A 21,696-nucleotide genomic window follows, 5' to 3' on the forward strand; every position below is an offset into this window, starting at 1 on the left:
CGCATGCTCTATGAGGTTTTCGTGCAATCTTTTTCCGACGCGCGCTCGGATGAGCGCAAAACTTCGTGCCGCAGCTTAACCAGAAGCTTGCTCAGGATCGCCTTCTCTTTGTCGCTCATGCCGGCGAACATCGCGCGCACGTTCGCATAGTGCGACGGAAGAAGCTCATCGAGGAGCCGCTCGCCCGCCCGCGTCAGGCGCACCAAGCGGAACCGACGATCGCCCTCTTTCTCGACGCGCTCGACCAGCCCTTTGCAGGCGAGCGAATCGATCAGCCCGGTCACATTCGGGCGGCTGACGAGAAGCAGATCGCCGATCTCGCACATCGGGCAACCGCTCTCGCCGTAGTGGCTGATGATCATCAAAGCGTTGAAAGCTGCCGGCGAAAGGCCATACGCTTCGATCCGTTTGGCGACCCGCGAGCGGATGACGTCGTAGGTGTAGATCAGATTAAGAAGGAGTTCGACCGAGGGGCGATGGAACTCTTTGTACTTGCTGCTATGGGAACGGACGCGACACATGTAGTGCGCTTCCCGCTTGTCGGACCCGTTTTGAACGGTCTGCGTCGCCATACGGGGGGGAGGATACTGATTAAGGAGTTAATTGTCAAGTTATTAACCAACCGGCGCGCTAGCTTCCGGGCATCGCTCCCTCGTCGGTGATCTCCTCGACGGGATCGCCGCCGGTCATCTGGAGCGCGAGGATGAGCTCGCGCGCCTCTTCGCGCAGCGCCGGCAGGCGGTAGCCGAAGATGGCCGCGCCCGCGATGCAGCACAATCCACCGACGATGATCGTCTCGGGCGCGCCGATGCGGTTGGCGAGCGCTCCGGCGAGAAGCGAACCGAAGGGGGCTAGCCCCATGAACATCATCGAGTAGACGGCCATCACGCGCCCGCGCAAGTTGTCCGGCGTCATCGATTGGATGAGCGTGTTCGACGCGGCCATCTGAAGCATCATCGAAAAGCCGACCGGGACGAGCAGCCCGACCGAAAGCCAGAAGGAGCGCGACAGCGCGAAGAGGATGAGCGATAGGCCGAAGCTTGCGCTCGAGAGCATCACCCAGCGTCCCAATCCACGCAGGCCGCTGCGCGCGGCGAGGCTTAGCGCGCCAAGCAGCGCGCCTGCGCCCGCCGCCCCCATCAAGATGCCGAGCCCACGTGCGCCGCCGTGCAGGATGCGATCGGCGATGATCGGCATCAGGACGGCGTAAGGCATGCCCATCAGGCTGACCAGACCGAGGAGCAGGAGCAGAGCGCGGACTGGACCGGTTCGTGCCACGTAGCGAAACCCTTCGGCGATCTCCGAAAGGGCCTTTCCGCGCTTTGCGTTTGCGCCCTGCGTATGTACGCGCATCATGAGCAATCCGGCGATGACGGCTAGGTAACTTACGCCGTTGGCGAAAAAACACCAGCCTTCGCCGATCGTCGAGACCAGGACGCCAGCGATCGCTGGGCCGACGATGCGCGCTCCGTTGACCATCGAAGAGTTGAGCGCGATCGCGTTCATCAGATCCTCTTTGCCGACCATTTCGACGACGAAGGCTTGGCGCGTCGGAATATCGAAGGCGTTTACGACGCCGAGCGCCGTCGCGATCGCGAGGATCTGCCAAGTGTCGATCTTCGCCGTCAGCGTAAGCGCCGCGAGGATGAAGGCCAGCAGCATGGCCGATGATTGGGTGAAGATCAGGACTTTTCGCTTATCGCGCCGATCGGCGAGCGTGCCGCCTATGGGCGCCAAAAGGAGCACGGGGATCTGCGAACAGAAGCCGACGAGACCTAACAGCGTTGCCGAGTCGGTCAGGCGGTAGACGAGCCAGCTTTGCGCGACCGATTGCATCCATGTGCCGATGAGCGAGATGAGCTGTCCGCCGAAGAAGAGCTGGAAGTTGCGGTGTCTGAGCGCGCGCCACACGGGTGGGCGCGGCATGGATGCAGTCGAGATGGACGACGCCGGTCCCATAAGCGCACAAAAGAGGAATTCTGGCAGCGAAGACCATTTTATTCAAATCGCTCCGCGCCGGGATCCGGTCGGGCGGCAAGTTGGGATCTATCGATCATTTAGGCTTCGGTTTGCTTGACACTGGATCGCTTTGGCGTGTACATTGCGACACTACATCCCCGGTCAGGCGGCCGGGTGATTATCGGATCACGCGGGTGATCCACGGGCACGATTCAGTTAGCGACTTTGAAAACCACCTTATCGAGATCGAACGGCTCGCATCCCCGCCCCATTAAATTCCGACCAATCACCCTTGTTCGATGGCCGCTCGAACCGACGATTCGTCAAAGGCGGATCGTTTTGGGATGACTCTGGAGGAGCGCGAAACAGGAGTTTGCATGGCGATTGAAGAGAGAAAGCCGAGTGAGACTGAGTTGGACGGCGCGGCTTCGTCGGAGAGGCAAGAGGAGCAGGTTGCGGCGGACGCCGAGAGGGCTTCCGCTGTGACCGGCCCGGCGGCAGAGGAGGCTGAGGAGGAGGCGCGCGCCTCCGGCGGCGAGATGGATTTTGCCGCCATCCTCGATCAGTTCGAGGAGCAGCAGTCCTCGTTTCAAGAGGGGCAGATCGTTCAAGGCAAAGTCGTCGGCGTGAGCGAGCGGGGGGTTCTCATCGACTTCGGTTTCAAGTCCGAAGGATTGGTCCCGCAGGAAGAGTTCGCCGAAAACGGCGCCTTGACGGTCAAGCCGGGCGATGAGGTGGAGGTTGTCGTCAAGAGCATGGATTCGCCCGAGGGCGTGCCGGTGCTGTCGCGCGCCGACGCCTTGCGCCGCAGGGCGTGGGACGAGTTGGAGCAAGCCTACCGCGAAGGTAAGCCCGTGCGTGGGCGGGTCGTCGAACGGATTCGCGGCGGTTTGCGCGTGAGCGTTGGACCGGTCGACACTTTCCTGCCCGGATCGCAGGTTGACATCCGTCCCATCCGCAATCTCGATTCGTTGCGCGGTCAAGAGATCGAAGCGAAAGTCGTCAAGCTCAATCGCAAGCGCGCCAATGTCGTCATCTCGCGCAAAGCCTTGCTCGAGGAGCGAAACGAAAAGCGCCGGCAAGAGGCGCTGCGACTGCTCGAAGAGGGCATCATCGTCGAAGGGCAGGTTAAAGGGCTGACCGACTATGGCGCGTTCATCGATTTGGGGGGAGTCGATGGATTGCTGCATGTGACCGACATGTCTTGGGGGCGGGTGCAGAATCCGGCGGAGCTGTTCAAAGTCGGCGATACAGTTCAGGTCAAAGTGCTCAAGTTCGATCGCGAGAAGGGGCGCGTTTCGCTCGGCTACAAACAGCTTCTGCCCGATCCGTGGGAAACGGTCGAGGAGCGTTATCCGGTCGGGAGCCGCGTCCAAGGCAAGGTGGTGAGCATCGCCGATTACGGGGCTTTCGTCGAGCTCGAGCCGGGCGTCGAAGGGTTGGTCCACGTCACCGAGATGACTTGGTCGAAGCGGATCAAGCATCCGAGCAAGATCGTCAGCGTCGGCCAGACCATCGAGGTCGAGGTGTTAGAGATCGATCCGCGCGCGCGCCGTATCCGTCTCGGCCTCAAACAGACTCTGCCGAATCCTTGGGATACTTTGCCCGAACGGTACGCGATCGGGCAGCGCGTCCGCGGGCGCGTCCGCAACTTGACGGAGTTCGGCGCCTTCGTCGAAATCGAGGACGGCATCGACGGGCTCGTCCATGTTTCAGATATCTCATGGACGAAGCGCATCAAGCATCCGGCTGAAGTCTTGAAGAAGGGGCAGGAGGTCGAGGTCGTCATCACCAACATCGACAGGGAGAATCGACGACTTTCGCTCTCGATCAAGGATACGGAGCCGAGCGTGTGGGATCGCTTCGTCGCCGAGCACAAGCCGGGCGATATCATCCGCGGGCGAGTCACGCGCTTCGCTAATTTCGGCGTCTTCGTCGAGGTGGCCGAAGGTTTAGAGGGATTGTGCCACATCTCGGAGTTGGCCGAAGAGCGCGTCCGCAAGCCCGAACAGGTCGTGCAGATCGGTCAGGAGTTGGATTTTCGCATCTTGCGGATCGAGCCCGAAAATAGGAAGATCGCCCTTTCGGCGCGCGCCGCCAAACATGATGAGCCAGCGGTCGATACGCGTTCTTACTCGACCGAAGTGGGGGCTGGCATCGCTTCGCTCGGCGAACTGGCCGAGTTCAACCTGAACACGACGAACGAGGATCGCGAGCGCTAGCCGCGCGTGCAACCTGCGCGTAAAAATGTAAACGCTTGCTTGCCTAGCACTTGCCGGGAGCAAGCGTTTTCTGTTAACTTCTGCAGTGTGTTTGGACCAGCGGGTCTTGAGGCGCAAGCCTTGTGTTCCACTCTGTGAGGTGAGGCTATGACGAAAGCTGAGTTGGTCGAGGAGGTGGCGCGCGCCGCGGAGTTGACTAAAAAGGATGCCGAGCGGCTCGTCGAGATCGTTTTCGAGAGCATGATCGAAGCGCTGAATCGCGGCGAGAAGATCGAACTTCGCGGGTTCGGCAGCTTCCGCGTGCGCGAGCGAAGCGCGCGCCGCGGGCGTAACCCGAAGACCGGCACGCCCGTTGACATTCCGACCAAGCGGGTGCCCTACTTCAAGCCGGGAAAAGAGCTTAAAGAATTGATCAACGAGGGCAGCGCAGATCAAAATCCTTCTGAAGGGAAGATCCAAGGGGCGCCGCAGACGCCCCTCAGCTAGGCTCGGTTCTCTTATGGATCGACTGTGGTCGCCCTGGCGTTACCAGTACGTCGCCGGTGAGGGAGGGAAGGCGACGAGCGGTTGCATCTTCTGCGAGTTGAGGGACGGCGCCCCGGAGGATGATGAACGGCGCTACGTCCTTCACCGCGCGCGCTATAACTACATCGTCTTGAACCTCTACCCTTATACCAGCGGACATCTGATGATCGTGCCCTATGAGCACGTCGCCGATCTCGATGCCGTATCGAAACCGGCGACCGATGAGATGATGGATTTGGCGAAAAGGGCGCAAACCATCTTACGCGAGGTTTACCGTCCAGATGGCTTCAATCTCGGGATGAATCTGGGACGCGCTGCGGGCGCTGGCGTCGTCGGCCACGTTCACCTGCACATCATGCCGCGGTGGGTTGGCGATACGAACTTCATGACGACCGTCGGGGAGACGCGCGTCTTGCCGGAAGATCTGCGGACCACATACGACAAGTTGCGCCGCTTCATTTGATTCAAGTCACGCGAAGTCGCTCGAGTAATTCGAGCGCGAATCGCTCTGCTCGATCTGACATCTTCACTTCAGATAAGGGTAACTCGAAGCGAAGGCGAGTCGCTTGCCGCTCAGCTTTCGAAATCGACCGAAGCGACGTGTTCGCTGATGCTGCGCCCGAACTCGGCGACGCGCTGGTGTTCCGGATGGACCGTGTAGGCGTCGAGCGCTGCGCGATCGCGAAAGACGGCGACGAGGCCCGTATGGTACGAGCGCGGCAGGCGCAACACGTCGAATCCGACGGCGAAGCTCTCTATGCCGGGGACAAGCGAAGAAAGGTTGCGCAGCAGCCTCACGTGCTCTTCCCGCGTCGCCTGCTCGACATCGGCGCGATATTTCCAGATGACGATGTGTGTGATCATTCCCTCTCCTCAACGAGATCCGGATGATAGAACTCTGAGCCGCAAGCGCCTTCAAGGCGAGATGCGCGGCAGATCCTTCACGTTCTCCTTGAGCGCTTGTGATAGCAGCTCGCGCACGCGCGCGACGTGTTCTTCGCCCGTGCGCATGTTGCCAATGGCTAAGCGCAGAGTGAAACGCCCATTGAGCCGCGTGTGCGACAGGAACGCTTGGCCCGTAGAGTTGACATGGTTGAGTATGCGTTCGTTCAGCGCGTCGAGCTCTTCGCCCGACAGCGCTCGATCGGGGCGCGCGCGGAAGCAAACGACGCTGAACTGGACCGGGGCGACGAGTTCCCATTCGGCTTCGCGTTCGATCCAAGCGGCAAAATCGCGGGCCAGTCGGCAGTGCTCGCGAAGGCGCGCTTGCAACCCTGCGCGCCCGAAGTAACGCATTATCATCCAGAGCTTCAGCGCGCGGAAGCGGCGGCCCAGTTGTATCCCATAATCCATCGGATTGCGCACCCGCTCATCGGTCCTCAGATATTCGGGCACGAGCGAGAAGGCGCGGCGCAGCGTCTCCATCCGCCGGCAGTAGAAGGCGGAAAGGTCCAGCGGCGTGAAGAGCCATTTGTGTGGGTTGGTGACGATCGAATCGGCGCGTTCCCAACCACGAAACAGTTCGCGCTTTTCCGGCAACATCGCCGCGACGCCCGCATACGCGGCATCGACGTGAAGCCAGATCGAGCGCTCATGACATACATCGGCGATCTCGGCGACCGGATCGAGGCTGGTCGTCGAGGTCGTGCCGAGCGTGGCGACGACGGCGCAGGGAAGCGCTCCGGCAGCCACATCGTCTTCGATCGCGCGCCGCAACGCGCTTACATCCAGGCGGAACTGTTCATCGGTTCGAATCGGGCGAAAGGCGCGCTGGCCCAGCCCGAGGGCGATCACCGCTTTCTCCACAGATGAATGGGCTTGTTCCGAAGCGTAGACGCGGAGCGGCGGAAGATCGGCGCGGCCCGCCATCCCTTCTTCGCGGATGCGTAGATTCAAGCTTTCGCGGGCCGCCGCCAACGCATGAAGCGTCGAAATGGAGGCCGTGTCGTAGATGATGCCTTCGAACTCCGGCGGAAGGCCGATCATCTCGCGCAACCAATCGAGCGCGACCTCTTCGAGTTCGACGGCAGCGGGCGCCGTGCGCCACAGCATCGCATTGACGTTGAAGGCGGCGCTCAAAAGCTCGCCGAAGATGCCGGGCGCAGAGGCCGAGGTCGCAAAGTAGGCGAAGAAGGCCGGATGGTTCCAGTGCGTGAGGGCTGGCGCGATCGAACGATCGATGTCGGCGATGATCCTCTCCATCGGCTCGCCGCGCTCGGGCGCCATCTGCGGAAGCTGCGCGCGCAATTCGCCCGGACGGATCGAGGGCAGGACCGGTCGCTCATCTATCTTCTCCAGATAATCGGCGATCCAATCGATCAGTTGATATCCGAAACGGCGAAAATCTTCCGCCGACATATCAGCCGATACTCTCTCCTTGAGAGGCGCGTTCTCATCCATTCGATCGCTCCAACATCCCTGCCGAAGTTATGCGGTTTCCAATTCTGCCGCAATATGCGCGCCGAATCAACGAGCGACACCGGCTCGACATCGACCGGAGAATGGATATAATCGCCCGACGCGGGAGCTTCATTTCATTGTCATGCGGCCACTTGATCGCGAGCTTCGTTGACGGTATGCTAACGCGCGCTTTCGCAAGGCGCGATGCCCTGGTCTTGGCATTTAGTTCTCCCGCGAGTGGAAAGCGATCTTTCATTTGATCTCCTGGCGTGAAGGAAAAAAAAGGATGGGGCGAGAAGAAAGGATCGACGGGAATGGCGGATTCGTTCGTGGCCTCGGTCTGCTCGACTCGACGATGATCGTCGCCGGATCGATGATCGGATCGGGCATCTTCATCGTTTCGGCTGATATCGCCCGACAGACGGGCGCGCCCGGTTGGTTGCTGGTCGTCTGGCTCATCACCGGGTTCCTGACTTTAGCGGCGGCGCTCGCTTACGGGGAGCTCGCCGCGATGATGCCGAAAGCCGGCGGGCAGTATGTCTATCTACGCGAAGCCTATTCGCCGCTCGTCGGTTTCCTTTATGGCTGGACCTTCTTTCTCGTCATCCAGACGGGGACGATTGCCGCCGTCGCCGTCGGTTTCGCTAAATATCTTGGCGTGCTGTGGCCGGTCGTGTCGGAGACGAACTACATCATCGGACCGATTCAGATTTCGGCAAGCTATGCCGTCTCTCTCTCCACCGCGCAACTCGTCGGGTTGCTTTTGATCGCGCTGCTCACATGGCTGAACACGCTCGGCCTAAAACTCGGCAAGTTGGTCCAGAACGTCTTCACTTTCGCCAAGACGGGCGCGCTCATCGCGCTGATCGTGCTCGGCATCCTGATCGGTTGGAATCCCGCCGCGGTGCACGAGAATTTCGGGGATCTGTGGACCGTGCGCGGCGCGTTGCAGGATGTCGGAGGCGGTCTGACGGCGGCGACCGCTTTCGGCCTGTTCGTCGCCATCTGCGTGGCGCAGACGAACTCGCTCTTCAGCGCCGATTCGTGGCACGACGTCACCTTCACCGCTGGCGAAGTCAAAGATCCGCGTCGCAATCTGCCTCTATCGCTCGCCATCGGCACCGCCCTGGTCATCGGCCTTTACTTGCTCGCCAATATCGCTTACCTCGTGACTTTGCCTTTTGAGACTATCAAGAATGTGCCGAACGATCGCGTGGCATCGGCTACAGCCGATGTGATCTTCCCCGGATACGGGGCCGCGATCATGGCCATTGCGATCATGATCTCGACTTTCGGGTGCAACAACGGGTTGATCTTAGCCGGAGCGCGCGCCTACTACGCGATGGCGCGCGATGGCTTGTTCTTCGAATCGGCTGGGCGGCTGAACAAGCATCATGTGCCGGCGTGGGGCTTGATCATCCAGGGAATCTGGGCCGCTTTGCTCATCCTTCCGCGCACGATCGCCGGGACGGATCCGGCCACGGGCCAGCTCCGCTATGGGAGCCTTTACAACAACCTCCTGACCTATGTGATCTCCGCCGCTTTGATCTTTTACATTCTGACCATCTACGGGCTCTTTCGTCTGCGCGTCAAGCGCCCGGAGATCGAACGCCCCTATCGCGCTTTCGGCTATCCCATGATCCCGGCTCTTTACATCTTGGGCGCAGGGGTGATCGTGCTCGTGCTCTTCATCTACCAGACGGCGACGACCTGGCCGGGGCTGATCATCGTGTTGACGGGGATCCCGATCTATTTCATCTGGCGCGCGGCGGCGCGAAGGCGCGGGGTCGAACCGAGCCGCGCCTTCGAGGAGGCGAGTCTCTAAAGATCGTTCTTTTGCGCAGGTGTGAAACTTCGGGCCCGGAACGGGTTCCGAATACTCCTGAGGAGATGACGTATGGCAAATCTGTTCCTTCGTAAATCGATCGCCGAACTCAAGGCGGAAGCCGAATCATCCGGCGATGAGCACAGTTTGAAGCGCGCTTTGTCGGCATTGAATCTGGTGACGCTCGGCATCGGTGCGATCATCGGCGCCGGCATCTTCGTCCTAACTGGGCATGCGGCGGCGGCGAACGCCGGACCCGCGATCGCGCTGTCGTTCGTTTTGGGCGGGATCGCTTGCGCTTTCGCTGGCCTCTGCTATGCCGAGATGGCTTCGACCGTGCCGATCGCCGGATCGGCTTACACCTATGCCTATGCGACGATGGGCGAATTCATCGCCTGGATCATCGGTTGGGACTTGATCCTCGAATACTCGCTCGGCGCGACGACGGTCGCCATCGGCTGGTCCGGTTACGTGACCAGTTTCTTGCGCGGATTTGGGATCGATATCCCGCCGGAGTTGACCGCCGCTCCGGGAACGGTTCTGGTCCAGATCCCGGAGGCCGCCGCGGCGAAACTGAACCTCGTCCCCGGCTGGACGGCGCTGACCAAAGAACTGCAAACACAGTTAGCGCAGGTCGGTTTCACCGATCTACAAACGGTCAAGGCGATCATCAATCTACCGGCGATGCTGATCATCGCGCTTGTCACCATTTTGCTCGTGATCGGCATCAAGGAGTCAGCCAACGTCAACAGCGCGATCGTCGTCATCAAGGTCGCCATCGTCCTGACTTTCATCATCGCGGGGATCGGGTATGTTTCGACGAGCAATTGGGTCACCCCGAGCAATCCGGAGGGGGCCTTCATCCCGCCGAACACGGGCAGGTTCGGCGAGTTCGGTTGGAGCGGCGTGTTGCGCGGCGCCGGAGTCGTCTTCTTCGCCTACATCGGATTCGACGCCGTCTCGACCGCCGCGCAAGAGGCGCGCAATCCGCAGCGCGATATGCCGATCGGCATCCTCGGCTCTCTCTTTATCTGCACCATCCTCTACGTGCTCGTCGCCTTCGTCCTGACGGGGATCGTGCCTTACACGCAGTTGAACGTGCCCGATCCGATCGCCGTCGGGATCGACGCCATCGGCATGAAATGGCTTTCGCCGATCATCAAACTCGGGGCGATCGCCGGCCTCAGTTCGGTCATCCTCGTCATGTTGCTGGGCCAGCCACGCATCTTCTTCTCCATGTCGAAGGATGGATTGCTCCCGGCGGCCTTCTCTAAAGTCCATCCGCGTTTCCGCACGCCGTATATCACGACGATCATCACCGGCATCGTCGTGATGATCGCTGCCGGGACGCTGCCGATCGGGATCGTCGGCGAACTTGTCAGCATCGGCACGCTCTTCGCTTTCGCCATCGTCTGCGCGGGAGTGCTCGTCCTGCGCATCACGCATCCGGAGATCGAACGTCCGTTCAAAGCGCCAGCCATCTGGTTGGTCGCCCCTGCGGGCGTGCTCTGTTCGGTCGCGCTGATGGCCGGATTGCCGCGCGACACTTGGTTGCGGTTGATCATCTGGATGGCGATCGGTCTCGTGATCTATTTCGCCTACGGAGCGCGCCACAGCCGATTGGCCCAGCGCGAGGCGATCGCTGCCGATTGATCGCGAGGGAGGCGCCGATCTTCAAGAAAGACGCTGGCGCGCTTCCCGTATCGCCTCATGCACGCGCGCGGGAGCGGTGCCGCCAATGACCTCTTTGCTCCCGAGCGTTCGATCGAGCGTGAGCGCCGCATAGACGTCCCCCTCGATCATCGGAGCGATGGCGCGCATCTCGTCGAGCGCAAGATCCTGAAGCTCTACACCGCGCGCCATCGCCGCCAAAACGAGGCGGCCAGTAAGCTCATGCGCGTCGCGGAAGGGAACCCCTTTGCGAACCAGATAATCGGCCAGTTCCGTCGCATTCATGTACCCGCGCGTCGCCGCCTCGCGCGCCCTCGCCTCGTTCAACCTGACGTTGCGCAGCACGGTCGCCATCGTCTCGAGACAGGCTTTCACGGTATCGACCGTATCGAAAACCGCCTCTTTGTCTTCTTGCATGTCCTTGTTGTAGGCGAGCGGCAATCCCTTCAGCATCGCGAGCAGCGCCACTGTGTGGCCGAAGATGCGCCCCGCCTTCCCGCGGATGAGCTCCAGCGCATCCGGGTTCTTCTTCTGTGGCATCAAACTAGAGCCGGTCGCCACCGCGTCGCTGAGTTCGATGAAGCCGAATTCTGTCGTCGCGTAGATGATGATATCCTCAGCTAAGCGCGACAGATGGACCATCACGAGCGAGGCGGCAGCAGTCGCTTCCACGCAAAAATCGCGATCGGAGACGGCATCGAGACTGTTGCGCGTGATGGCCTCGAAACCGAGCGCGCGCGCCATCGCTTCGCGATCGAGTTGGTAGCTGGCGCCAGCCAGAGCCGCTGAACCGAGCGGCATCGTGTTCACTCGCCGGCGCGCGTCGCGCAGCCGGTCGCGATCGCGCTCGAACATCTCGAAATAGGCGAGGCACCAGTGGGCGAAAAGTATCGGCTGGGCGCGTTGCAGGTGCGTGTAACCGGGAAGCGCGGCGTCGCGATGGCGCTCGGCCAGATCGAGCAGCGCCGCTTGCAAAGCGCGCAGTCTCTCGTTCAGCTGATCGATCTCTTCGCGCAACCACAAGCGGAAGGCGGTCGCCACCTGATCGTTACGGCTGCGCCCGGTGTGCAGCTTCCGGCCCGCATCGCCGATCAGCTGGACGAGGCGCGCTTCGATGAAGGAGTGAACATCTTCGGCCTCGGCATCGTTCAAGTAATCGGGATCGGTCGAGGCGCGGCGGCTGATCTCGAGAAGTCCCTCGGTGATCGCGCGCGCCTCCTCTTCGGTCAGCAGATCGGCGCGACGCAGCGCGGCGCAGTGCGCGATGCTGGCGCGCACGTCCGCGGCCAGCAACCTTCGATCGAAGTCGAATGAGCGGTTGAAGCGGAGGAAACCCGCATCCGCTTCGCCCGTGAATCGCCCTCCCCATAGCTTCGCCCCCATCGACGCCCTCCGAATTGACAGATGCGCAAAAAGCGTGCTATTTTATGCGAGTATGCAAAGATTATGCACAATTTTTGCATAAAAATCAAATGGACAAGGAGCGGCGGCAACGCAAGATCTTGAGCTTGATTCAGTCGAAACGCATCTCCACGCAGCAGGATCTGGTCGCGTTGCTCGAGCGCGCCGGTTTCAGCGTCACGCAATCAAGCGTCTCGCGCGATCTCGAAGAGCTCGGCGTGGTCAAGCGGCACGGGCGTTACACGTTGCCGTCGCCCGACAAGGCGGCGGCGCGCGGGCTCTTGGATCTGGATCTCGCTGGCGATTGTCTGGTCGTCGCCAAATGCGAACCCGGGCTCGCCTCCGCCGTCGCCGTGGAGATCGATCGCGCCGCGATCCCGGAGATCGTCGGGACGCTCGCGGGCGAGGATACGGTCTTCATCGCCGTGCCGAATCGAAAGGCGCAGCGCGTGGCGATCAAAAAGATCTGGGAGCTTTTCTCCTGATCGTTATTCCGGTCGATTCTTGAGAGAAGAGATGAAGAGAGAGGTAAAAAAGGTCGTATTGGCTTACTCGGGCGGTCTCGACACGTCCGTGATGCTTCATTGGTTGCGGGCCAATTACGGTTGCGAGGTCATCTGTTTCTGCGCCGACGTGGGACAGGGCGAAGAGCTCGCTGGGCTTCACGAGAAAGCGCGCAGGACTGGCGCCGCGAAGCTTTACATCGAAGATCTGCGCGCGGAGTTCGTGCGCGATTTCGTCTGGATGGCTGTCAAGGCGAATGCCGTTTACGAGGGCGTTTATCTGCTCGGGACCTCTTTGGCCCGGCCCGTGATCGCTAAGAAACAGATCGAGATCGCGCGGCGCGAAGGCGCGGATGCGGTCGCTCACGGCGCGACCGGGAAGGGCAACGATCAAGTCAGATTCGAGCTGACCTATTACGCGCTGGAGCCTGAGATCAAGGTCATCGCGCCGTGGCGCGAATGGGAGTTCAAGGGGCGCAGCGACCTGATCGCTTACGCTCAGGAGCACGGCATCCCGGTGACGGCGACGGTCGAAAAGCCATATTCGATGGATCGCAACTTGATGCATATCTCTTACGAAGGAGGCATTCTCGAAGATCCGTGGGCCGAACCGCCGGCGGAGATCTTTCAATTGACCAAAGCGCCGGAAGAGGCGCGTCCCGAGCCGGAGTACATCGAGCTCGAATTTGAGCGCGGTGTGCCCATCGGCATCAACGGTCAGCGTATGGATCCGGTCGCGTTGCTCGAGCATCTGAATCGCGTGGGCGGCGAGCATGGCATCGGGCGCGTCGATCTGGTCGAGAATCGGTTCGTCGGGATGAAGTCGCGCGGCGTGTACGAGACGCCGGGCGTCACCATTCTGCATGTAGCCCATCGCGCGCTCGAATCGATCACGATGGACCGCGAAGTGATGCGTCTGCGCGACGCGCTCAGTCTGAAGTTCGCGGAGTTAGTCTACTACGGTTTCTGGTTTTCGCCGGAGATGGAAGTCTTGCGGCGGACGATAGACGAGACGCAAGCGAACGTGACGGGCGAAGTGCGTTTGAAGCTTTATCGCGGCAACGCGATCGTCGTCGGGCGGCGCGCTCCGCGTTCGCTTTACAGCGAGAAACTGGCGACCTTCGAGGCGGATCAGATCTACGATCAGCGCGACGCCGAGGGGTTCATCAAGTTGAACGCTTTGCGCTTGAGGACGCTGGCGCGGCTGCGCGACTGAGATTCGAGGGAAGGTGTTTGGCGATGCTCATCACCGTGACGGTTGACAAAATCGGTTCGGTCGTCTCGCGGCTCGATTTGACGAAACTGCTGCGCGTCGAGACCGATCGTCGCGCGGCGCGCAGCGGCGATGTGATCGTCGTACGAGTTCTGACCGACAGCGTGACGTACGATCAACTGGAGCTGCCGACGGGACGCTTGGCCAAGATCAATGCGGGCGATGTGGTTGTCGGCGCGCTCGGCAGCCGGCGCGCCCTGAAAGGCTTCGTCGGCGATGTGCCGCAGACGGTCGCCGCTGGCGATCGCCTTCATCTGCTCAATATGGGCGGCGTGATCGGGCATTGCACGGGGGCGCATTCGAGTCTGGGCGGAGCGATCGAGGTCGAAGCGATCGGGCTCGTTTGCGGAGAGGAGGGCGAGACGCTCAACATCGCCGCTGCCGCGCTCGCGCCATGCGCCAATCTGCAAGCGAGCGCGCCGCTCATCGTCATCGCCGGCGCATGCATGAACAGCGGCAAGACTTACGCGGCGACGGAGTTGATCAAACAGGCGACGCGCGCCGGGATCCGCGTCGCGGCGGGGAAACTATCCGGCGTCGCCTGCTTGCGCGATACGCTCAACATGAGCGACCATGGGGCCATTGCGACCGCTAGCTTCCTCGATTGCGGGTTGCCTTCGACAGTCGGTGTCGAAGATCTCGCTCCAGTGGCGAAGACGATCATCGAGAGGTTGAATGAGTGTGCGCCCGATTGGATCGTGCTCGAACTCGGCGATGGCATCTTGGGCGGTTACTCGGTCGAGTCGGTCTTCGACGATCGAGAGATCCTCGCGCACATGGCTGTGCTCGTCTTCTGCGCTTCGGATTACGTCGGCGTATGGGGCGGGATCGAGTGGTTCAAACGTCGTGGGTTGCGCGTCGATCTGATCGCCGGTTCGGTCACCGATGCGCGCATGGGTGAGGAGTATATCGAACGCGAGTTCGGCGTCAACGCGGCCAATGCGCGGCGCGATGGCGCGCGCCTCTTCTCGCTCGTGGCCCGGGGCGTCGAAGCTTTCAAGGCGCGGAAAGAGGTTCCCAAGATAGAGGTTTTGACCTGCTGAAGAGGATTCGGAATGGGAGCTGCGCTTCACAACTCTCGGTTGAAGGTCGCGATCTTCGGCGGTTCGGGCTACGGCGGCTCGGAGCTTTTGCGGATCCTGCTCTTCCATCCGCAAGTCGAAATCGGTCTTGTGACAGCCAATGAGCATGCGGGGAAAGAGGTCGCAGAAGTCCACCGCAATCTGAAGGGATTGACCGCGCTAAGGTTCGAGCGGGCGCCGGAAGACCCGTCGGCGTTGCAAGGGTTCGATTGCGCGTTCCTCGCCTTGCCGCACGGTCAGGCGATGGAGATCGTCCCGCGATTGCCAGCCGAGTTAAGGATCGTCGATCTATCCGGCGATTTTCGCCTGCAAGACAAAGAGAGCTTCGAACGCCACTACGGACGCCCGCATACGGCCTTCGAGTGGCAACGCGAATTCGTCTATGGCTTGACCGAAACCAATCGCGATGCGATTCGGAAGGCGCGGCGGATAAGCAATCCGGGCTGTTTTGCGACGGCGACGATCCTCGGGCTTGCGCCGCTCGTTGCCGCTGGAGCGATCAGCGGGCGAGTCATCGTCGACGCGAAGACCGGCTCATCCGGATCCGGGGCGAAAGCGGCGGCGAACACGCATCATCCGCAGCGCGCCAACTCCTTCTACGCCTACAAGCCTTTCACACATCAACATCTGCCGGAGATCGAACAGGAGCTTCGCTCCATCGGCGAGTGGGAGCACGATCTTGTCTTCATGACGCATTCGGCGCCAGTCGTGCGCGGGATCTTCGCCTCGATCTACGTCGAGTTGAAGCGCGAAATGGGAATCGAGGGGATTCGCGAACTCTTTGCGACCTTCTATCGCGATTCGTTCTTCGTCCGATTGGTCGATGGTTCACCCGATGTCAATTGGGTGAAGACGACCAATTTCTGTGATATAGGTTTCGCCGTGCGCGGGCGTCAGTTGGCGATCTTTACGGCGATCGACAATCTCGTCAAAGGCGCCGCCGGGCAGGCGGTCCAGAACATGAACGTGATGTTCGGTTTGGATGAAGCCGTTGGGTTGCTGCTGCCTGGAAGCAACCCTTAGGGAAATGGGAGAGAGCGAGGATTAAGCCCCATTCATTCAAGGGTGCGTCACGAGATTCAAGGCGTTTTCCGGCAGATAGGGGGAATGATGGTCAAGACGATCGTGGGGTTCGAAGAGATAGCGGCGCGCGAAGAGCGTTTTCAGCTCGCCACCTACCAGAAACTTCCGCTCGCCATCGGGCGAGGTCGCGGCTCATGGATCGAGACGGAAGATGGGCAGCGTTATTTGGATCTTTACGGCGGCCATGCGGTCGCGGCGACGGGCCATTGCCATCCGCATGTCGTTGCGGCCTTGAAAAAGCAGGCGGAGAAGTTGCTCTTCTATTCAAACGTCGTCTATTCCGAAGTGCGCGCGCGCGCGGCTGAGAAGCTGGTCCAAATCGCGCCATCTCCCATCTCGAAAGTCTTCTTCTGCAACTCCGGGACGGAAGCGAACGAGAACGCCATGCGCATGGCGCGCCTAGCGACGGGGCGCGAGCGGATCGTCACTTTCACCGGCAGCTTTCACGGGCGCACGGCCGATGCGATCAGCGCGACCTTTCTCGGCAAGTATCGCGAACTCGGGCGCCCCAATGTGCCGGGACACATCTGTGCTGAATTCGGTTCGATCGAATCGGTCCGGCGCGTGGCTGATGAATCGGTGGCCGCGATCATGCTCGAACCGATTCAATCGATGGCTGGCGTGCGCATGGCTGGACCGGAGTTTTATCGAGGATTGCGTCAGATCTGTGACGAGCGCGGGATCGTGCTCATCTTCGATGAGGTGCAGACCGGTGTGGGACGCACCGGTTCGTGGTTCTTCGCGGGCAGCGAAGCGGCGGGCGGGATCGTTCCGGACATCATCACGCTCGCCAAAGCTCTGGGGAGCGGCCTGCCGGTCGGCGCTTGTTTGGTGACTGAGAACGTCGCCGCGCAGATCAAAACGAACGATCTGGGGACGACTTTCGGCGGCGGGATGCTGGCGATGTCCGCCGTCATCGCGACGCTCGAAGCCATCGAGCGGGATAACATGCTGGAGAACGTCAAACTGGTTGAGACCTATTTGCGCGCACGACTGGCCCATCTCCCTGAGATAGAGGAGGTGCGCGGAAAAGGGCTCCTGCTCGGCGTGAAATTCAAAGAGGAGATCGCTGCGCACGTGCAGAAGGAGTTGCTCGATCGCAAGATCATCACCGGGACGTCGAGCGACGCGCGCGTGCTCAGGCTCCTTCCGCCGCTTTGCTTGACGTGCGATGAGGTCGAATTGTTCGTCGAGGCCTTAGGCGATGCGCTGGGAGGGCGCTGATCGCGAACGTGTCGCGCGATTGAGAGATGTTTGACGCTATGCCACGCCATTTTCTACATACGGGAGATTGGACGCGCGCCGAGTTGGAGCGTTTGATCGAAGCCGCATTCCGCTTCAAGCGCGGGGAGGACCTTTCGCAACCGCTCCTTGGGCGGGCGATCGCTTTGGTCTTCTTCAACCCGAGTCTGCGCACGCGCGCTTCGATGCAACTTGCCGTTCAGCAACTTGGCGGTTACCCGATCGTGCTCGAGCCGGGTTCATCGAGTTGGACGATCGAATTCAGGGATGGCGCTGTGATGGATGCGGATAAGACGGAGCATGTCGCGGAATTCGTCGGCGTCCTCGCGCGTTACTGCTCTGGGATCGGCGTGCGCGTCTTCCCGCAGTTGCGGAGTTGGCGCGAAGAAAGAACTGATCCCATAATCAACGCCTTCGCGCGCCAATCGAAAGTCCCCATCATCAATCTCGAATCGGCGATGCATCATCCGTGTCAGGCGATGGCCGATATGATGACGATTCGAGAGAAACTAGGCGCGGGGCGTAAGCGCGTCGCGTTGGTTTGGGCCTGGCATCCGAAACCGTTGCCGATGGCGGTGCCGAACAGTTTCGCGCTCGCCGCGGTGCAGATGGGGCACGAGTTGACGATCGCGCATCCGCCGGGTTACGAGCTCGATGATGATTTGGTGCGCGATCTCGCCATGCTGGCCCACGATGCTGGGACGCGCGTGAACGTAACTCATGAGATCGAGGAAGCGTTCGATGGTTCGGAAGTCATCTACGCCAAGAGTTGGGGAAGCCGCCTCTTCTACGGTTCGCCCGAGGAAGAGCTTGAGATGCGCGCGCCTTATCGCCAGAGGTGGATCGTCGATGAAGAGAAGATGAGGCGGACCGGCGGGGCGATCTTCATGCACTGTCTGCCCATACGGCGCAACGTCGAGGCGACCGATGGGGTTTTGAATTCACCGGCGTCCGTCGTCATCGACGAGGCGGAGAATAGGTTGCATATTCAGAAGGCTATCTTGGCCCGCCTGTTCGGAGGTGCCGGATCGTGAGCGAACAGCGTTTGGAACTTCTGCGCGAAGCTCTGCCGTACATTCAGCGGTTCAAGAACAAGACCTTCGTCATCAAGATGTCCGGCAAGGCGACGGAGGATCACGCGAATCTCCTCTCGCTGGCCGAGGAACTCGCTTTGCTCCATCAAGTCGGCATACGCATCTGCGTCGTGCATGGCGGAGGAAAGCAGTTGACCGAGTTGGCCGAGCGATTGGGCGTCGAGCAGACGATCATCAATGGACGGCGCGTCACCGATGATGCGACTCTCGAAGTCGCAAAGATGGTCTTCGCCGGCAAGATCAACACCGAGATATTAGCGGCCCTCCGGCATCGCGGCGTCGAAGCGGTCGGGCTTTCGGGCGTCGACGGCAACATCGTCCATGCCGAACGGCGTCCGCCGAAAGAGATCATCAATCAAGAGACCGGAGAGCGCGAGCGGATAGATTTCGGGCATGTCGGCGATGTCGTTGGCATCAACGATCGACTGTTGCGCGTATTGCTCGATCACGATTACCTTCCGGTTATCTCTTCGCTCGGCGCCGATTCCGAAGGACGAATCTTCAATATCAACGCCGACACGATCGCAGCGGAAGTGGCCGTTAGACTGCAAGCCGAAAAGCTGATCCTGTTGAGCGACGTCGATGGCCTTTACCTGCGGCCACAGGATCCGAGCACGAAACTGTCGCGCTTGACCGTGGAGGAGGCGGAGGCTTTGTTGCGCGATGGCATCGCCACGGGCGGGATGATACCGAAACTGCAGAGCATCATCGATCTGTTGCGGCGCGGCGTGCGCAGCGCGCACATCATCCACGGTCTGACGCGCAATGCGCTTCTGGCTGAAGTCTTCACCGATCGCGGGACGGGAACGATGATCGTTGCGTGAGGGGCGGTGATGAGAATCCGCTTAACCGACGCGCCGCATTTAGAAACCGTTGCCAAAAAAGTTTCTGTTCGATGGTGCTCTCAGGAGCTTGACGGATTACTGTTCCCCCGGAAGCGCGCGCGAGAGCATCATCGGATGGGGCGTCGTGTCATCTCTCAATCGAGGAACAAGACGCCTTCGGGCGATTGACCTTCGCTCGCATCGCAATTCTCGATCGGCTCTACATTGATGCTCTCGCTGATCAGCGCGCTCGCTGTCTGCGAGGGGCTTCAGATCCAAGAAGCGAGCGCGCGCTCAGGAGAAGGAGCGTCTTCGGTCATCGCGGACCGTTGCCGTTCTTCAGGAGTGTTTCATCTTCTGGCCTTCATCTTGCGCTGATTTTTCTTCGGAAAAGGTCCCGCCTTTATTTTCTTCTCGGGCAGTGGCGGCGCAGGCTTAAAATCGGCCGGAAGCGGCGTCCCGGTCGCGTCGCTTTGCACCTCAACGATCTGCGACCTCATCGGAGCAAGGATCCCAAGCAGCTCATCTTGCTCGGGCTTGGGCACGTTAAACTTGTTGAGCGTCGCCACAAGATCTTCGACTAACGCGTTGAATTCACCGTTGGTGATCCCCATGTTCCGGTGGGCCGTTTGCATGTCGCGCCCTTCGTACTTGCACGGACCGCCCGTCGCCGCGCAAATCTGCTGTTTGAGAAAGTAGAGCAGCCGCGGCGCGTTGCTCTTGGCGAACTTCTGGTTAATGCGCGGGTCGGCCAACACTCTTTGAGCGAAATCGTCCACCACAGCTGAGATGGCCGCTTCGCCGCCGAGCCGTTCATAGAGCGTCTTCTTCTGCTCGCCGGATGACGAGGACGCGCCTTGAGCCAGAACTTCACCGACTATGCTGCAGGTTAGTAACAACGATAGTAGGAGCTTGCGCATCTTTGCTTCTCCTCCATAGTTCAAAGTCGCGACTCGCTTAACGCCAGTCCTCCACCGGTTCGGGGGCAGCGAATAAAGATGTTTGGAACCGGCTGGAAGACGATTCACAAAATCTACGTAACCCGAGAGATAGTTGGATTTCCAAATACCATCCCCTTAAGGGAATTCATACTTGTGAGCCTGACGCAGTTTCGCCGCCTTCAATCGGGAGCGGGCGACCGCTTGACAAGCTAGAAGATAAACGGCGGCTGCGCGTCCGTTCGCACGAAGAGCGCTCCCCTTAATGATTGAAACGATCGTTTCTCGCGCTCTTAGGGAAATGACCTCTTGACCAATCGCCTCATCACCATCATTCGCCACATCCGCCCGGAGGCCGCTGGATTTCAGCCCGTGCGGTTTATGACCGGACTACGTGTATGTTTGTGTGTGCGATAAATGTCGAAGGGTTTTTAGAAGATATCGAAATTGCTGGTGCTCCCGACCGGACTCCAACCGGTGACCTTCCGCTTAGGAGGCGGACGCTCTATGCAGCTGAGCTACGGGAGCACATCGAAAGCCTATGGAGAGATTATCACGATTGGTACTTGATCAGCGAGCGCACATCGTAACCTTCGAGCCTTCGGCGTCCGTTCAGGAACTCAAGCTCGATGACGAAAACGAGTCCGACGACTTTTCCGCCCAGACTCTCCACCAGATCCACTACAGCCTTAGCCGTGCCGCCTGTCGCCAATAGATCATCGGCGATGATGACGCGATGGCCATCACCGATCGCATCGCGGTGTATCTCCAGAGTGTCTTGACCGTACTCCAGTTCATAAGTGATCGAGGCGCGTTCGGCTGGAAGTTTCCGCGGCTTGCGCACGGGCACGAAGCCTGCTCCCAAATGGTAAGCGAGCGCTGGCGCGAAGATAAAGCCGCGCGCTTCGATGCCGACTACGGTATCAACTTTTATCCCCTGAAGCTGTGCGGCCAAGCCATCGACCGTGCGACGCAGGCCCTCGGGATGTTTAAGTAAGGTTGTGATGTCGTAGAAGATGATCCCAGGTTTGGGAAAGTCGGGGATCTCGCGGATAAGTCTCTTCAGATCCTCTGCCGATTCGGTTGAGAAGTTAGCTTTAACGTCGGTCATAAGGCGCTGATCCTGTGTGTCGAGATGTTCGCCGAGCGAAATCTACCGCATTCACCTTTCGATGAGAAAGGAGGTGTATTGTCCAGTCGGTTCGACTGCGACCTCTTCGATCTTTTCGACGATCGCCAGGCGCGGTCCGGTCGCCAGATCTTTCTTGAACCCTTCGATATTCGCTGGCATCCCTTCAGCCCAAACCTCGACGCGCCCATCGGGTAGATTGCGAACATATCCGGTGATTTGATGACGCGCCGCTGCTCGTTGAGCGAAGAAGCGATAGCCGACGCCTTGAACTTCGCCGCTGATGAAGAACCGTCGTGCGATATTCATAGCATAGGACAGCGTTCTTCCAGAGCAGGCTATGCTAAAGGAAAAGAGCTCGAAAAAGCAACCTGGAAAAACGCATGTTTGCTCTGTTCATCGCTGAGCGGAGATGAGAGAGCTAAAGATCGATGCTTTTCCCGCTTGGTCCTGAAGAGACGAACAAGCGCCTCGACGCCGCAGCCAAGCTCTCTCCGCGCGGCTGTTCCTCTGCGGCTATTTGCA

The 21,696-nt window shown here is 60.2% G+C and carries 20 protein-coding genes and 1 tRNA gene; 12 read left to right on the forward strand and 9 right to left on the reverse strand.

Features of this window, described 5'->3' with window-relative positions:
• Nucleotides 1-8 precede the first annotated feature (8 nt).
• Nucleotides 9-572: a MarR family winged helix-turn-helix transcriptional regulator gene (locus PYK22_RS16540; RefSeq protein WP_060635447.1), complete on the reverse strand. Its 564-nt coding sequence runs from the start codon at nt 570-572 to the stop codon at nt 9-11.
• Nucleotides 573-630: 58 nt separating this feature from the next.
• Nucleotides 631-1,959 (reverse strand): MFS transporter, encoded by a 1,329-nt coding sequence (locus PYK22_RS07360; protein WP_041975802.1) that lies wholly within the window; start codon nt 1,957-1,959, stop codon nt 631-633.
• A gap of 377 nt (nt 1,960-2,336) precedes the next feature.
• Here PYK22_RS07360 and PYK22_RS07365 point away from each other — a divergent pair, with 377 nt between their 5' ends.
• From PYK22_RS07365 to PYK22_RS07375, 3 genes are all read left to right on the forward strand, one after another.
• Nucleotides 2,337-4,181: a 30S ribosomal protein S1 gene (locus PYK22_RS07365; protein WP_083437715.1), complete on the forward strand. Its 1,845-nt coding sequence runs from the start codon at nt 2,337-2,339 to the stop codon at nt 4,179-4,181.
• A 147-nt stretch (nt 4,182-4,328) separates the two neighbouring features.
• Complete coding sequence (locus PYK22_RS07370) at nt 4,329-4,667, forward strand: integration host factor subunit beta (RefSeq protein ID WP_041975804.1); 339 nt, start codon at nt 4,329-4,331, stop codon at nt 4,665-4,667.
• A gap of 13 nt (nt 4,668-4,680) precedes the next feature.
• The gene (locus PYK22_RS07375; RefSeq protein WP_041975806.1) at nt 4,681-5,169 is read left to right on the forward strand and encodes an HIT family protein; all 489 of its coding nucleotides are present in this window, start codon (nt 4,681-4,683) and stop codon (nt 5,167-5,169) included.
• A 110-nt stretch (nt 5,170-5,279) separates the two neighbouring features.
• On the opposite strand, the gene PYK22_RS07380 is transcribed toward PYK22_RS07375, so the two are convergent.
• Together PYK22_RS07380 and PYK22_RS07385 are read right to left on the reverse strand one after the other, a co-directional pair.
• A complete protein-coding gene (locus PYK22_RS07380) occupies nt 5,280-5,570 on the reverse strand; it encodes a Dabb family protein (protein WP_041975808.1) in 291 nt (96 codons plus the stop codon).
• 51 nt (nt 5,571-5,621) lie between these two features.
• A complete protein-coding gene (locus PYK22_RS07385) occupies nt 5,622-7,106 on the reverse strand; it encodes a pyridoxal phosphate-dependent decarboxylase family protein (RefSeq protein ID WP_060635448.1) in 1,485 nt (494 codons plus the stop codon).
• Nucleotides 7,107-7,392: 286 nt separating this feature from the next.
• On the opposite strand from PYK22_RS07385, the gene PYK22_RS07395 reads away from it, so the two are divergent.
• On the forward strand, nt 7,393-8,931 hold the full coding sequence (locus tag PYK22_RS07395) for an APC family permease (protein ID WP_041975812.1): 1,539 nt from the start codon (nt 7,393-7,395) through the stop codon (nt 8,929-8,931).
• 72 nt (nt 8,932-9,003) lie between these two features.
• Nucleotides 9,004-10,584, forward strand: coding sequence for an amino acid permease (locus tag PYK22_RS07400; RefSeq protein ID WP_041975814.1), 1,581 nt, complete (start codon nt 9,004-9,006; stop codon nt 10,582-10,584).
• A gap of 21 nt (nt 10,585-10,605) precedes the next feature.
• Here PYK22_RS07400 and argH read toward each other — a convergent pair whose 3' ends face one another.
• Nucleotides 10,606-11,985 (reverse strand): argininosuccinate lyase, encoded by a 1,380-nt coding sequence (argH, locus tag PYK22_RS07405; protein ID WP_041975816.1) that lies wholly within the window; start codon nt 11,983-11,985, stop codon nt 10,606-10,608.
• A gap of 89 nt (nt 11,986-12,074) precedes the next feature.
• Between argH and PYK22_RS07410 the strand changes: the two genes are divergently transcribed.
• From PYK22_RS07410 to argB, 7 genes are all read left to right on the forward strand, one after another.
• Entirely contained in the window at nt 12,075-12,488 is a 414-nt protein-coding gene (locus tag PYK22_RS07410; protein ID WP_041975817.1) for an arginine repressor, read from the forward strand.
• A 31-nt stretch (nt 12,489-12,519) separates the two neighbouring features.
• Entirely contained in the window at nt 12,520-13,722 is a 1,203-nt protein-coding gene (locus PYK22_RS07415; protein ID WP_041975819.1) for an argininosuccinate synthase, read from the forward strand.
• 23 nt (nt 13,723-13,745) lie between these two features.
• Entirely contained in the window at nt 13,746-14,822 is a 1,077-nt protein-coding gene (locus tag PYK22_RS07420; protein ID WP_041975821.1) for a hypothetical protein, read from the forward strand.
• Between the two features lie 12 nt (nt 14,823-14,834).
• On the forward strand, nt 14,835-15,884 hold the full coding sequence (gene argC / locus PYK22_RS07425; protein ID WP_041975823.1) for an N-acetyl-gamma-glutamyl-phosphate reductase: 1,050 nt from the start codon (nt 14,835-14,837) through the stop codon (nt 15,882-15,884).
• Nucleotides 15,885-15,971: 87 nt separating this feature from the next.
• Nucleotides 15,972-17,168, forward strand: a complete 1,197-nt coding sequence (locus tag PYK22_RS07430; protein ID WP_041976054.1) for an aspartate aminotransferase family protein — start codon at nt 15,972-15,974, stop codon at nt 17,166-17,168.
• Nucleotides 17,169-17,194: 26 nt separating this feature from the next.
• Entirely contained in the window at nt 17,195-18,220 is a 1,026-nt protein-coding gene (locus tag PYK22_RS07435; protein WP_083437691.1) for an N-acetylornithine carbamoyltransferase, read from the forward strand.
• Nucleotides 18,217-19,104 carry an acetylglutamate kinase gene (argB, locus tag PYK22_RS07440; RefSeq protein ID WP_060635450.1) on the forward strand — a complete coding sequence of 296 codons (888 nt, stop codon included), beginning with the start codon at nt 18,217-18,219 and terminating at the stop codon, nt 19,102-19,104. Before PYK22_RS07435 ends, argB begins: the two co-directional genes overlap by 4 nt.
• 350 nt (nt 19,105-19,454) lie before the next feature.
• On the opposite strand, the gene PYK22_RS07445 is transcribed toward argB, so the two are convergent.
• The 4 genes from PYK22_RS07445 to PYK22_RS07460 form a co-directional block, all read right to left on the reverse strand.
• Nucleotides 19,455-20,024, reverse strand: a complete 570-nt coding sequence (locus PYK22_RS07445; RefSeq protein ID WP_083437692.1) for a group I truncated hemoglobin — start codon at nt 20,022-20,024, stop codon at nt 19,455-19,457.
• 469 nt (nt 20,025-20,493) lie between these two features.
• Nucleotides 20,494-20,570: transfer RNA gene (locus PYK22_RS07450), tRNA-Arg, on the reverse strand.
• Between the two features lie 25 nt (nt 20,571-20,595).
• Nucleotides 20,596-21,153: an adenine phosphoribosyltransferase gene (locus tag PYK22_RS07455; protein ID WP_041975828.1), complete on the reverse strand. Its 558-nt coding sequence runs from the start codon at nt 21,151-21,153 to the stop codon at nt 20,596-20,598.
• Between the two features lie 51 nt (nt 21,154-21,204).
• Entirely contained in the window at nt 21,205-21,480 is a 276-nt protein-coding gene (locus tag PYK22_RS07460) for an acylphosphatase (RefSeq protein WP_041975830.1), read from the reverse strand.
• Nucleotides 21,481-21,696 lie beyond the last annotated feature (216 nt).

The sequence above is a fragment of the Pyrinomonas methylaliphatogenes genome (assembly GCF_000820845.2).
Lineage (GTDB): Bacteria > Acidobacteriota > Blastocatellia > Pyrinomonadales > Pyrinomonadaceae > Pyrinomonas > Pyrinomonas methylaliphatogenes.

Coding starts and splice junctions, on each gene's coding strand:
- PYK22_RS07420 (WP_041975821.1), top strand. CDS start 13,746: ATGCTCATCACCGTGACGGTTGACAAAATCGGTTCGGTCGTCTCGCGG.
- PYK22_RS07445 (WP_083437692.1), bottom strand. CDS start 20,024: ATGCGCAAGCTCCTACTATCGTTGTTACTAACCTGCAGCATAGTCGGT.
- PYK22_RS07415 (WP_041975819.1), top strand. CDS start 12,520: ATGAAGAGAGAGGTAAAAAAGGTCGTATTGGCTTACTCGGGCGGTCTC.
- PYK22_RS07460 (WP_041975830.1), bottom strand. CDS start 21,480: ATGAATATCGCACGACGGTTCTTCATCAGCGGCGAAGTTCAAGGCGTC.
- PYK22_RS07380 (WP_041975808.1), bottom strand. CDS start 5,570: ATGATCACACACATCGTCATCTGGAAATATCGCGCCGATGTCGAGCAG.
- PYK22_RS07370 (WP_041975804.1), top strand. CDS start 4,329: ATGACGAAAGCTGAGTTGGTCGAGGAGGTGGCGCGCGCCGCGGAGTTG.
- PYK22_RS07430 (WP_041976054.1), top strand. CDS start 15,972: ATGGTCAAGACGATCGTGGGGTTCGAAGAGATAGCGGCGCGCGAAGAG.
- argC (WP_041975823.1), top strand. CDS start 14,835: ATGGGAGCTGCGCTTCACAACTCTCGGTTGAAGGTCGCGATCTTCGGC.
- PYK22_RS07395 (WP_041975812.1), top strand. CDS start 7,393: ATGGGGCGAGAAGAAAGGATCGACGGGAATGGCGGATTCGTTCGTGGC.
- PYK22_RS16540 (WP_060635447.1), bottom strand. CDS start 572: ATGGCGACGCAGACCGTTCAAAACGGGTCCGACAAGCGGGAAGCGCAC.
- PYK22_RS07385 (WP_060635448.1), bottom strand. CDS start 7,106: ATGGATGAGAACGCGCCTCTCAAGGAGAGAGTATCGGCTGATATGTCG.
- PYK22_RS07400 (WP_041975814.1), top strand. CDS start 9,004: ATGGCAAATCTGTTCCTTCGTAAATCGATCGCCGAACTCAAGGCGGAA.
- PYK22_RS07410 (WP_041975817.1), top strand. CDS start 12,075: ATGGACAAGGAGCGGCGGCAACGCAAGATCTTGAGCTTGATTCAGTCG.
- PYK22_RS07360 (WP_041975802.1), bottom strand. CDS start 1,959: ATGGGACCGGCGTCGTCCATCTCGACTGCATCCATGCCGCGCCCACCC.
- argH (WP_041975816.1), bottom strand. CDS start 11,985: ATGGGGGCGAAGCTATGGGGAGGGCGATTCACGGGCGAAGCGGATGCG.
- PYK22_RS07375 (WP_041975806.1), top strand. CDS start 4,681: ATGGATCGACTGTGGTCGCCCTGGCGTTACCAGTACGTCGCCGGTGAG.
- PYK22_RS07435 (WP_083437691.1), top strand. CDS start 17,195: ATGTTTGACGCTATGCCACGCCATTTTCTACATACGGGAGATTGGACG.
- PYK22_RS07365 (WP_083437715.1), top strand. CDS start 2,337: ATGGCGATTGAAGAGAGAAAGCCGAGTGAGACTGAGTTGGACGGCGCG.
- PYK22_RS07455 (WP_041975828.1), bottom strand. CDS start 21,153: ATGACCGACGTTAAAGCTAACTTCTCAACCGAATCGGCAGAGGATCTG.